Here is a 12,284-nt window from a genome sequence, read left to right on the forward strand (position 1 = left end):
TTGAGGGGGAGGATCGCCGGCGAGTTGCCTCAGCGTCCCCGGAACAGGCCGCCGAACAGGCCGCGGACGATCTGGCCGGCGATGCGGTTGGTGAGCTGGCGCTGGACCGAGCGGCCGAGCTGGCGCGCCATCTGCTCGTGCAGCGGCGCGTCGCGCTGGCGCTCGCGCTCGGCGCGGGCGGCGTCGCGCCGTGCCTTTTCCTCCGCCTTGGCCGCCCGGGCAGCCTCGGTGGTGGCGGCCGCCTTCGCCGCCCGCGCCTGCAGCAATTCGTGCGCGCTCTCGCGGTCGAGCGTGCGGTCGTAGCGATCGCCGACCGGCGACAGCGACACCAGCACGGCGCGTTCCTTGTCGCTGAGCGGCCCGGCGCGGCTTGCCGGCGGGCGCACCAGCACCCGGTCGGCCGGCGTCGGCGCGCCGTCCGCGTCGAGCAGCGAGACGAGCGCCTCGCCGGTCCGCAATTCGGTGATGGCGGTGGCGACGTCGAGCGCGGGATTGGGGCGGAAAGTCTCGGCCGCCGCCCGGATCGCGCGCTGGTCCGCGGGCGTGTAGGCGCGAAGCGCGTGGAGGAAGCGATGGCCGAGCTGGCCGGCGACGGCGTCCGGAATGTCGCCCGGATTCTGGGTGATGAAATAGACGCCGACGCCCTTGGAGCGGATCAGCCGGACGACCTGCTCGACCTTCTCGCGGAGCGCGTCCGGGGCGTCGTCGAACAGCAGATGGGCCTCGTCGAAGAAGAAGACGAAGCGGGGCTTGTCGGTGTCGCCCACCTCCGGCAGCGTCTCGAACAGCTCCGACAGCAGCCACAAGAGGAAGGTGGCGTAGAGCATGGGCCGCTCGATGAGCCGGTCGGCGGCGAGGATACTGACACAGCCGCGGCCGCTTTCGTCGGAGACGAGGAAGTCCTCGATCGCGAGCGCCGGCTCGCCGAAGAAGCGATCGGCGCCCTGCGCGGCGAAGGCGAGGAGCTGGCGCTGGATGGCCCCGACGGAGGCCTTGGCGATATTGCCGTAGCGGGCGGAGAGCGCCGGCGCCTGCTCCGCGCAGAAAGCGAGCATCGACTGGAGGTCGTCGAGATTGAGGAGCAGCAGCCCCTGCTCGTCGGCGAGGGTGAAGGCGATGTTGAGCACGCCCTGCTGGGTCTCGTTCAGCCCGAGCAGGCGGGCCAGCAGGAACGGCCCCATCTCCGACACCGTCGTGCGCATCGGATGGCCGCGCTCGCCGAGCAGGTCCCAGAACATGACCGGCACGTCGCCATAGGCATAGTCGCCGAGGCCGATCTCGGCGGCGCGGCGCGTGAAGGCCTCGTGCGCCTTCTGGCCGGGATCGCCGGGCATGGCGAGGCCGGCCAGGTCGCCTTTCACGTCGGCGACGAAGACCGGGACACCGGCGCGCGAGAAACCCTCGGCGAGCCCCTGCAGGGTCACGGTCTTGCCGGTGCCTGTCGCGCCGGCGATGAGGCCGTGGCGATTGGCATGGTCGAGGCGCAGCCGCGCGGGGCCGAGGCCGCCCTGGCCGACGAACAGGCTTTGCTCATCCATGACGTAAGCTCCCCCGCTTCAGGGCACCGGGCTGTGACGGGGTTGGCGGCCCCCCGAGCCGTGCTGCCGGATGATCCGCAGATAGGCGTCGACCAGCTCCTGGTTGACCTCGTCCCAGCCATAATGCTGGCTGAACTCGCAGCCGGCCAGACCGGCCTTGCGGCGCGCTTCCGGATCGCGGCAATAATGGGTCAGCGCCTCGCAGAACTGGTCGCAGGCGCCCGGCCGGATCAGCCGGCCGGTGACACCGTCGGTGACAAGGCTCTCGCTGCCCGTGGCGATCGCCGCCACGACGGGCAGGCCGGCCGCCATCGCCTCCAGGGTGACGTTGCCGAAGGTCTCGGTCACCGAAGGGTTGAACAGCATGTCCATCGAGGCGACCGCGCGGCCGAGATCGGGGCCTCCCTGGAAGCCGACGAAGATGGCCTGGGGCAGCCGTCTTTCGAACCATTCGCGGGCCGGGCCTTCGCCGACCACCAGCACCTTGTGCCGGACCTGCCGCCGGGTCAGCCGGTCGATCGTGTCGGAGAAGACGTCGAGGCCCTTCTCCATGACGAGCCGGCCGACAAAGCCGACGACGGGAACGTCGTCCTCGATGCCGAGCGAGCGGCGCCATTCGGGATCGCGCCGGCCGGGGTGGAAGATCTCGCGGTCGATGCCGCGCGTCCAGATGCCGACGTCGTAGTTCATCCGCTGGTCGCGCAGCAGCTGGGCCATCGAGTCCGACGGGGCGAAGATGGCGTCGCAGCGGCGGTAGAAGCGGCGCAGCACGGCGAGCACGGCCGGCTCCATGAAGGCCATGCCGTAATAGCGCGGATAGGTCTCGAAGCGGGTGTGGACCGAGGCCACTACCGGCAAATCCCACTTGCGGGCGAGCGTGACGGCGCGGTGGCCGAGTATCTCGGGGCTGGCGACGTGGAAGATGTGGGGCCGATAGGCCTTGAGGTCCAGCCGGACCCGCCGCGGCAGCGCGAACCCGAACTTGTACTCGGAGCGTCCGGGGATCGGCACCGAGGGAATGTGGACGAGGTCGCCGCGGGCGGGGAAAGCCGGCTCCTTCACCGTCGGCGAATAGGCCCGCACCGACGCGCCCTGGCGCAGCAGATAGTCGGCGAGGCGGTTCAGCGCCTGATTGGCCCCGTCGCGGACATAATTGTAATTGCCGCTGAAGATGGCGACGCGAAGGTCGGAGATGTCCATTGGGCGGCCGATAGCGGAAAGCGCCGCCGAAAGGCAAAGGCGGGGGAGGCGAGGCCGTCCGTGCGCAAGTTGCGCTCGTATCGGTTTCATGTACCCTCGCCGGATGCGCGGGAGGGGCGGAGGCATCGGGGCGGCGATCGTGGTCGTGCTGACCATGGCGTTCGTCGTCGGCTCGATCGTTCGCCATGAGATGGAGCGGCGCAGCTGGCTGCAGCAAGTCCGGGCCGGCGGCGGCGAGGTCCGTTTCCTCGCGACCCATATGAGGTGCCAGGGCTTTCCCCATCTCGCCCGCGCCGCTCGCCGGGGCACGCACAGCGTCCCGGTGTCGTTCGGGACGCGGGTCGAGGTCGTCGCGCAGGAGAATGGCTGGGCGCTGATCGACCGTTACGGCAATCCCTGCTGGGTGCCGCTCTGGTCGTTGAGCCGCGACGCGCCGGACATGCGCGCGGCGGTGCGGTGCGGAATGGCCTGCCATCGCCGGCCGCCGCCGGGCTGGCGCGAGGCGCAGCGGCAAGCGGCCTGCGCTTACGGCTGGAAGCTCAAGCTCGACTGCTTCCTCGACGAACTGACCGGCCGCGACGGCTTCCGCCGCTGAAGGCTTACAGGCAATATTGCCGCAGCTCGGCGACGACATCGTCCGCCCCGACGGTGGCGAAAGAGGCGACGAAGCCGCCGCCGTCCGCCGCCGCGTCGAGCGCGACATCGAGGCGATGCGAGGAACCGAGCCGGATCACGAAGGCCCGCGCTTGTTCCGGATCGCCTTGAGTGAGGCCGATCGCGCCGACGGCGACGCCGACCTCTCGCTCGGAAGCCGGCTCGCCGTCGAGGGCGAGGCGCGCCCGGCGTGTTCGCGGCGGATCCCCGTCCGGGCCGAGCGGGTCGTCCGCGGTCACCACGGCCTCGATCGGCGCATGCGGCGTGCAGCGAAGCGCGAGCAGCGCGTCGCCGTCGAGCGAGCGGAGACGGAAGTCGTGGGCTACCCCATCGTTCTGGGGATTGCGCGTCACCGACCGCTCCCAGCCAGCTGGGCCGGAACGGAGGAAGAGGAAGGTGGCGAGCAGCGCCAGCAACGCGGCGAGCGAGGCAGCGATCGGCAGGAGGCGGCGCATGTGCCAAGCCTAACAGGGAGGCGGCGGCGGCGGAACCTGCGGCGGCGTGGCGATGGCACGGCGGGCGAGGGGAGCGGCGGCATGCGGTGCGTCATCGCTTGCGACACCCTCCCCCTGGAGGGGGATGTGCAGGTGCGAACGTCCCCCGGACGTTCGCAGCCGTGCCGGGGGCACGGCGACCTGCTCATGGGTGGAAGTGCTCGGCTTTGGTTATTACTCGCAGGCGATCATACACCCTCACCCCGACCCTCTCCCTCAAGGGAGAGGGGGCTAGCTCTGCGAGTCCGAAGCTGCCTGCGTCAACTCGCTCGGCGCCCAGGTTGAGCTTGGCCACACCCTGCGTGTCCATCACTAGGGGCGGAGGAACCCAGCCCGTTTGACCGCCGCCGATCCCCGTCTAGAGCGGATCGTGGAAGATCGGAATCACGAGGCGGAGGCAGTACAGTGAAGCTGACGAGACGCGAGTTCGGGCTGGGGATTGCGGCGGCGGGGCTGGCGGCGCCCTCGACGGCGTGGGCGCAAGTCAGGCCGGCTCCGGCCGCGGCGGGCGCAGTCGCGGCGGCGGATGCCGAGCTGACCGCCTTCCTCGACGCCGCCTTCGAGGCCCAGCTCCAGCTCGACCCGGAGCAGCTCACCCAGCTCGGCCGAAAGGACAAGCAGGACCAGCTCAGCGATCCGAGCGAGGCCGCCACGGCGGCGCGGCTCGACGCGATGCGGCGAAGCGTCGCCGACATGCGCCGGCGCTTCGACCGCGAGGCGCTCGGCGAGAATGCGCGCATCTCCTACGACATGTGGGCGCTGGAGCTCGACCGCGCCGAGACCTGGGTGCGCTGGCGCGGCCACAATTATGTGTTCGACCGCAGCGGCCCCCATACCGGCCTTCCCAACTTCCTGATCAACCAGCACCGGGTCGACGAGCCGGCCGACCTCGAAGCCTATGCGGCGCGGCTGGCGGCGCTCGGGCCGGTCATCGACACCCATCTCGGCCGGGCGCGGGCGTCGGCCGCGACCGGCATCCGGATGCCGCGCTTCGCCTACGACCAGTCGATCGAGGAGGTGCGGCGGCTGACGACCGGCGCGCCGTTCGACGGCGGCGCCGATTCCGCCCTGTTCGCCGACGCCAAGACCAAGGCGGCGGCGCTTCGCGAGGCGGGCAAGGTCGACGAAGCGGGCGAGCGGCGGCTGGTTGCCCAAGTCGCCGAGGCGCTGACCGGCTCGGTCAAGCCGGCCTATGAACGGCTCGGCGCCTGGCTGGAAGCGGACCGCGCCGAAGCGAGCGCCGAACCAGGGGGCGCCGGTGCGCTTCCGGACGGCGCCGCCTTCTACGCGGCGATGCTGAAGCTCCAGACCACCACCGACATGAATGCGGAGCAGATCCACGAGCTCGGCCTTTCCGAGGTGCGGCGGATCCGGGGCGAGATGGAGGTGCTGAAGGGCCGGATCGGCTTCGCCGGCAGCCTCGAGGACTTCTTCGTCCACCTGCGCGAGGACGATCGTTATTATGTGAGCAACGACGAGGCGGGCCGCGCCCGCTACCTCCAGCTGGCGGAGACCTATCTGGCGGGCATGAAGGCGCGCCTGCCCGAGCAGTTCGGCCGGCTGCCCCGGGCGGAGCTGGTCGTCCGGCGCGTGGAGCCGTTCCGCGAGGAGCCGGGCGGGGCCGCCCATTATTCGTCGAGCGCGCCGGACGGCTCGCGGCCGGGCATCTTCTACGTCCACCTCGCCGACACGCGGGCGACGCCGCTCTACGAGATCGAGGGCACCGCCTATCATGAGGGGTGGCCCGGCCATCACATGCAGATCGCGCTCGCGCAGGAGATGAGCGGGCTGCCGCAATTCCGCAACCACAGCTTCTACGGCGCCTATGGCGAGGGCTGGGGACTCTATGTCGAGCGGCTGGCCAAGGAGATGGGCTTCTACACCGATCCTTACAGCGATTTCGGCCGGTTGGGCCGCGAGATCTGGCGCGCCATCCGCCTCGTCGTCGACACCGGCATCCACGCCAAGGGCTGGAGCGAGGCCCAGGCGCTCGAATTTTATACCGCCAACTCGCCGCAGCCGATCGGCAAGATCCGCTCCGAGATCCGCCGCTACTTCGTCACGCCCGGCCAGGCGACCTCCTACAAGGTCGGCATGCAGCACATGCTGGCGCTGCGCGATCGGGCGAGGACGGCGCTCGGCGCGCGCTACGACCAGAAGAGGTTCCACGACATGGTGCTGGGGCAGGGCTCGGTGCCGCTGCCGGTGCTTGAGGCGCAGGTCGAGAGGTGGGTCGCGGGTGTGTAGGGGAGAGGCTGGGATCGGGAGCGCCCGTACTCACCCGATCGTCCCGCGCCCCGGTCGATCCAATTGCGGGCGGAAAGGGCGATCGCCTTGAGGAGTTCGGTATTCAGGAAGTCCGCTTCGCGCTGACGGCGGCCGCTTCGAGCATCCTCGGTCATTCCGAGGAGTGGACATGCGTGCAGGGCGTAGGAGCTACGCCCGCTTCTTTCGCGTCACGGACCTGAGACGGCAATGTGAGCGCGGTCTCATGATCCTGGATCTTCCACACCTTTCCCAGCGGCTCGCGCCTCGCGGGAAACGTGCTGGGTCATGAGCCATCGCACCCCGATGGTACAGAGCGGAAGGACGTAGATCAGCAGGAAGGCCAGCGCCAGCCAAGGGTAGCCCTCGCTGATCAGCGCGACGAGCCCGAAATGCCCGGCGATGAAGACCGCGACGCACAATGTCGCCAGACTGACTGCCGCGCGGAGGGAAGGCGTCAGGCTCATGCTCCGCCGGGCTACGGATTGCGCGATGCGCTCGTTGATGGAATGGACCCCGCTCGTTGCGCTCTCCAGGAGCGCGAAGAAGATCATAATCTGAAACACCGCCCGGAAGGCCGGCATGTTCAGCTGGTTCAACAGGAATTCCGAGGGGAGCGATTCATCCGCGATGGCGGGCGCGAAGGCTATCATCGCGACGAAGAACAGGACCGCCGGAAGCATGGCAAGCGGGCCTGCGACCACTCCGGCTATGACGGCGTCTCGCGAGGAGAGCAGGTGACGCGTGACGGGAAGAATCACGATCGCGCCGATGATGTTGTAGCCGGCATAGGTGAGGCCGCCACCCAGCCAACCAGGACCGATGGTCGGATCCGAGAATGCGGCGGCGATGGGATCGCTGAACCTGACGAAAGCGAGGACCAGGAAGGCTCCATAGGTGCCGTACAGAAGGATCGAGACCCAGTTGAACAGTCGCTCGACCGAGCGATTGCCCCACGCCGTCACGACGACGATGGATGCGATGAGCAACAGGGCGCCCCACAGATTCGGCCAGGCGAACAGGGCGGCGCCGATCTCGCCCGCGGCGGCCGCATAGACACTGAGGATCAGCAGGAGCGCCAAGAACCACGCGATTTCGTATATCGGCCAGAAGGGGCCGAGGAGATGGCCGAAGAAGGTCCGGTAGTCTCGGCTGGCGGTCTTGAACGCGTATAGAAAGGTCAATGCGCAGACGAGGCTCCAGATCGCCGTCGCGAACAGGAGCCCCAGCACGCCTCCCCAGGCTCCATGGGGAACGAAGAACGTCGCGAGTTCCCTGCCGGTCGCGTAGCCGCCGCCGATGACCGCCGCCTTGAACGCGAGCCCCGGCCCCAGGAACCGACTGAACCAATTTAGCTGCGCCATCCGACCTCCGTCTACCGGCGTAGACGATGTTTTCGGATCCGAAAACGACTTTTTCCGACCATCAGGCCTGCTGCCAATCGATTCTCGACGCTGCGACACAGTCCGAGATGATATTTATCCTCTATAAACAGTATGATAATGAAATTCTGGTGCAGGAGACGAGCTCAGCGGCCATTTACGGCTTTTCCCAACGAGAGAATCCTGCTTCACTGAAGATCGAAGTCAGGAGGCGGGAATGTTCGCTTGGGAATCTCACGAGTTCGACGATCATGAACAGATATGCCTCTTCTCCGACAGGAAAGCCGGTTTGCAGACGATAGTGGCGATCCATTCGACGGCGCTCGGTCCGGCAGCGGGCGGCACCCGCTTCAAAGCCTATGAGGCCCCCTCTCAGGCCATGGACGATGCGCTCCGCCTGTCGAGATCGATGTCGTACAAGTCCGCCCTCGCCGGCCTTCCGGTTGGCGGAGGCAAAGCCGTCATCATCGGGGATCCGGGGCGCCTGAAGTCGCGCGAGCTGCTGCACGCTTATGGTCGGTTCATCGACCGGATCGGGAGCCATTTCGCAACCGGGGAAGATGTCGGCATGAGCATGGCCGACATCGAGACCATCAAGGAGGTCACCCCATTCGTCGGCGGAACGTCCGAGGATGCGGGGGATCCTTCGGTGCATACCGCCGTCGGCGTCCTTCACGGCCTCCGGGCGGTGTTGCAGGCGCAGTTCCGCACCGACAGCTTCGAGGGCGTTCGCGTTGCGGTGCAGGGGCTTGGCGCCGTCGGATGGGGTGTTGCGGAGCGGCTTCACGAAGGAGGGGCGACACTGGTCGTCTCCGATATCCGTGCAGACCTCGTCCAGGCCGCGGCGGACCGGCTGGGGGCGACGCCCTGCGCCCCGGCAGACATCCACCGAGCGGACGTCGAGATTTTCGCCCCATGCGCTCTTGGCGGGGTCGTCACGCCGCAAACGGCTGAAGAGATCAGGGCGAGAGCCGTCGCCGGCTCCGCAAACAACCAGCTCGCCAGCCCGGAAGCCGGTGCCGCGCTGGCATCCCGCGGCATCCTGTTCGCGCCCGATTATGTGATCAACGCCGGTGGCATCATCAGCGGCCTCGAAGCCACCTCCCGAATGCCCGGGCGAGCAAGGTCGTCGTCTCGCCCCCTGCCGGAGGCCCTGGCGGCGATTCGCACCCGGCTCCTCGAGATCTTCGAACGCAGCAGAGTCGAAGGGCGGCGGCCGGAAGTCGCGGCGGAAGAGATGGCGCGCGAACTCATCGGCCGATCGGCGCATTGACAACAGGTGTTTTCCGTTGTTCTCTGTTGCGAAATAGTTTCCCATAACGAGAATCGGAGGAGGGGCGCATGCAAGGGACCTGGGCTCGGCGGCGAAGGCTGATTTCCGCATCGCTGCTGACGATCGCCCTGCTGGGGCCGCAGACGGCATTGGCTCAGGACGGAGCAGCCGAGCCCGCGGCGTCCGCCGCCGAGCAGGAGGACGACACCACGATCGTCGTGACGGCGACCCGGAGGGACGAGAGCCTTGCCGACGTGCCGTTCAGCATACAGGCGGTCGGCGGCGAAGAGCTTGCTCGAACGGGTGCGGTGAACTTCGCGGATTACGCCCGGTCCATCGCCGGCGTGTCATTCCTGGACGACGGACCCGGCCGTTCCCAGATCTTCATCCGCGGCGTCTCGACCGGAGGTGATGTCGACACCGGCAAGGAATCGACGGTCGGGGTCTATATAGACGAGACCCCGGTGACGGAGGGATCGTCCCAGCCGGACCTGAGGCTGTACGACATCGATCGGGTGGAGGTGCTGAGGGGCCCCCAGGGAACGCTGTACGGCAGCGGCTCGCTCGGCGGGACCGTCCGGATCATCACCAATCAGCCGAGGTTCGACGAAGTGGCCGGCTACGGCCAGCTGCTCGGATCGGCGACGGAGGAAGGCGGTCTCAACGGGAGCGCGAACGGATGGGTCAACGTCCCCATCTCCGATTCGGTCGCCATCCGCGCCGTCGGCTACGCGATCCATAATTCCGGCTTCATCGACAACGGCTTCTCCGGGGAAGAGGACATCAACGAGGAGGACACCTACGGGGGCAGGATCGCGCTCCGCGCCCGTCCGGGCACCAATCTCGACGTCATCCTGACCGGCGCCTATCAGGAGACGGACATCGAGGCCTACAACCGTGCCACCGACGCCTATCCCGAACTCGCCCTCAACCAGAGCGCGCCCGAGCCCTTCCACGACCGGCTCGGCACCGCCAATCTCACCGTCAACCTCGATCTGTCCGTCGGGCGGCTGACCTCCTCCTCATCCTATTTTGATCGGCGTCGGGCGTTCGAGAATGATATCGACTATTTCCTCGAGGCGGGCTTCGGCATTCCGAGGGGCGCTTCGATCCTGTCCTACGAGGCGCGAAGCTTCGCGCAGGAAGTGCGTCTCGCGTCGACCTCGAGCGGCCCGTTCACTTGGCTCGTCGGCGCCTTTTATCTGAATCGGGACGAGGAATTCGTCCAGACCATCAACGTGGCGGGCGTGCCGCCGGCGGAAACGCCCGGCGGCAATCTCTATTATGCGTCGATCGACACCCAGGTCGAGCAGGTGGCCGGCTTCGCGGAGATCGGCTACGAAATCCTGCCGGCGCTCACCGCGACGGTCGGCGCCCGCCTCTCCCAGGTCGAACGCAGCGCCGCCCGGCTGTCGGATGGCCCGGCACTCGGCGGGCGAAGCGAGGTTTCGGGAAACTTCAGCGAGTCCTCCACCACCCCCAGGTTCAACCTGTCCTATGAGCCCCCCGGCGGCATCCTCGTCTACGCCCAGGCGGCGCAGGGCTTCCGCATCGGCGGCGTCAATGCCGGCCTTCCGCCATGCGGGCCCGGCTGCACGATCGACGTGGGGCCCACGTTCAGGTCCGATTCCCTTTGGAACTACGAGCTGGGCGCGAAAATCCAGCTCGATCGTGCGGTGCTCCTGGCGGGCTCCATCTTCTGGATTGACTGGAGGGACATTCAACTCAATGTGAGCCGAGGCGACGGATTCAACGGCTTCCTCAACGCCGGAACGGCCCGCAGCCGCGGATTCGAGCTCGAACTGAATGGCCGCCTGACCGACCAGCTCTCGATCGGGGGGCAGGTCACCTATACGGATGCGACGCTGCGCTCGCTCGCGCCGGGCGTCGCCGGCTTCGCCACGCCGGGCACCCGGCTTCCCGACGTTCCGGAATTCAGCGCGGCCGCCAACGCGACTTGGACCAAGCAGCTGGGCGCCGACAGCCAGCTCTACCTCCGCGGCGACGTTCAATTTGTCGGTGACCGCATCAGCAACCTTGGGCCGGGTGCGCTGCCGCTGGACGAATATGTTCTGGTGAACCTCAGGATCGGAGTCGACTTTGGACGCTATTCGACGTCCCTGTTCGTCAGCAACCTGTTCGATGAACGCGCGCAGCTCAGTCGGAACAGTTTCTCGGGCGTGCGAGACGGGAGCCCCATCGCCTTCGACCGCTACACGGTCAACGTTCCGCGGACCATCGGCGTCTCGATCGCCAGGAACTTCTGAGAGGGGGCAGCTGATGGGAGAGCGTAACAAGACGAGCGCGCCGCCGCTCCAGTGGGCACGGCTGCAGGCCCTGCTTGCGGCGGTCGGGCTCTTCTTGATGGGGGCGAGCGCGGGCGCGCAGCCTTCGGCTCCCGGCCAGCCGATGCCGGCGATATCCCGGGAGACGGCCCAGCAGATCATCGGCGATGCGTACCGCATCGTGCAGCCGCGCGGCATCGAGGAGACGCGAGCGGTAGAGATAGGCGGCATCCGCCAGTGGATTTCCGTGCGCGGGCGGGACCGGCGCAATCCCATCCTTCTCTTCATCCACGGCGGTCCGGGCGCGCCGGAGATGCCGGCGAGCTGGCTCTATCAATCCCCCTGGGAAGATTATTTCACGGTCGTGCAGTGGGACCAGCGCGGTGCGGGCAGGACCGCGGCGGCGAACGACATGTCCTCGGTCGTCCCCACCATCACCGTCGAGCGCATGATCGCCGACGGCGAGGAACTCGTCTCGCATCTGCGGGACCGGTACGGCAAGTCGAAGATCTTCGTCCTCGGGCACTCCTGGGGATCAGTCATCGGGCTCGCCATCGCCCAAAGGCACCCGGACTGGCTTCATGCCTATATCGGCATGGGCCAAGTCATCCACGGTCAGTCGAACGAGAGGGTCGGCTACGCGTGGGCCCTCCAGCAGGCTCGCGCGGACGCGAACCAGGAGGCGATTGCCCAATTGGAGGCCATTGCGCCTTACCCGCCGACCGATCGCGCCGTCACGCCTCAGGAGATCCTCACCCAGCGCCGCTGGGTGAATCACTATGGAGGGTTGACCTGGGGCCGGACCGACCTCGACTATGAGCAGAACGCCGCCCGCCTTTCTCCCCTCTATTCCGAAGCCGATCTGACCGCGCGCGGTCAGGCCGGGGCTACGCTCGTCCGGCTCCTTCCCGAACTGTGGCAACTGGACCTGCGAAGCGTGAGCCGACTGGACTGCCCGGTCTTCATCTTCGCCGGGCGGTACGACTATCAGACTCCCTCCAGCATCGCGGCGGATTGGTTCTCGCGGCTCAGTGCCCCTCACAAGCAGCTCATCTGGTTCCGTGATTCGGCGCACATGATGCACCTCGAAGAACCCGGCAGGGTCCTCGTGCAGCTGGCCACCCAAGTCCGTTCGCTGGCCGCAGCGGCCGGCGACGTCCCGCCGTCCGACGAGCGAAGCGCCAGCCAGTGAA

General features: G+C 67.8%; 9 protein-coding genes. 5 read left to right on the forward strand and 4 right to left on the reverse strand.

From position 1 onward, the window contains the following. Positions 1-29: 29 nt before the first annotated feature. Both DDE10_RS01215 and DDE10_RS01220 read right to left on the reverse strand, forming a co-directional pair. The gene (locus DDE10_RS01215) at positions 30-1,538 is read right to left on the reverse strand and encodes a helicase HerA-like domain-containing protein (protein ID WP_114950904.1); all 1,509 of its coding nucleotides are present in this window, start codon (positions 1,536-1,538) and stop codon (positions 30-32) included. Positions 1,539-1,556: 18 nt separating this feature from the next. After that, on the reverse strand, positions 1,557-2,738 hold the full coding sequence (locus DDE10_RS01220) for a glycosyltransferase family 4 protein (protein WP_114950905.1): 1,182 nt from the start codon (positions 2,736-2,738) through the stop codon (positions 1,557-1,559). A 139-nt stretch (positions 2,739-2,877) separates the two neighbouring features. Between DDE10_RS01220 and DDE10_RS01225 the strand changes: the two genes are divergently transcribed. Then, the gene (locus tag DDE10_RS01225) at positions 2,878-3,333 is read left to right on the forward strand and encodes a hypothetical protein (RefSeq protein WP_162806195.1); all 456 of its coding nucleotides are present in this window, start codon (positions 2,878-2,880) and stop codon (positions 3,331-3,333) included. A 4-nt stretch (positions 3,334-3,337) separates the two neighbouring features. Here DDE10_RS01225 and DDE10_RS01230 read toward each other — a convergent pair whose 3' ends face one another. After that, the gene (locus tag DDE10_RS01230) at positions 3,338-3,847 is read right to left on the reverse strand and encodes a hypothetical protein (protein WP_114950907.1); all 510 of its coding nucleotides are present in this window, start codon (positions 3,845-3,847) and stop codon (positions 3,338-3,340) included. Positions 3,848-4,291: 444 nt separating this feature from the next. On the opposite strand from DDE10_RS01230, the gene DDE10_RS01235 reads away from it, so the two are divergent. Further along, positions 4,292-6,133, forward strand: a complete 1,842-nt coding sequence (locus DDE10_RS01235) for a DUF885 domain-containing protein (RefSeq protein WP_114950908.1) — start codon at positions 4,292-4,294, stop codon at positions 6,131-6,133. Between the two features lie 242 nt (positions 6,134-6,375). On the opposite strand, the gene DDE10_RS01240 is transcribed toward DDE10_RS01235, so the two are convergent. Next, a complete protein-coding gene (locus DDE10_RS01240; protein WP_114950909.1) occupies positions 6,376-7,515 on the reverse strand; it encodes a YkvI family membrane protein in 1,140 nt (379 codons plus the stop codon). Positions 7,516-7,822: 307 nt separating this feature from the next. On the opposite strand from DDE10_RS01240, the gene DDE10_RS01245 reads away from it, so the two are divergent. The 3 genes from DDE10_RS01245 (at position 7,823) to DDE10_RS01255 (ending at position 12,283) form a co-directional block, all read left to right on the forward strand. Continuing rightward, a complete protein-coding gene (locus DDE10_RS01245; protein WP_162806197.1) occupies positions 7,823-8,806 on the forward strand; it encodes a Leu/Phe/Val dehydrogenase in 984 nt (327 codons plus the stop codon). A gap of 68 nt (positions 8,807-8,874) precedes the next feature. After that, on the forward strand, positions 8,875-11,073 hold the full coding sequence (locus DDE10_RS01250; RefSeq protein ID WP_114950911.1) for a TonB-dependent receptor: 2,199 nt from the start codon (positions 8,875-8,877) through the stop codon (positions 11,071-11,073). 97 nt (positions 11,074-11,170) lie between these two features. Continuing rightward, a complete protein-coding gene (locus tag DDE10_RS01255; RefSeq protein ID WP_114951665.1) occupies positions 11,171-12,283 on the forward strand; it encodes an alpha/beta fold hydrolase in 1,113 nt (370 codons plus the stop codon). Position 12,284 lies beyond the last annotated feature (1 nt).

Origin of the sequence: Sphingosinicella terrae (genome assembly GCF_003347635.1) — a bacterium.
In the GTDB taxonomy this organism is placed as follows: Bacteria; Pseudomonadota; Alphaproteobacteria; order Sphingomonadales; family Sphingomonadaceae; genus Allosphingosinicella; species Allosphingosinicella terrae.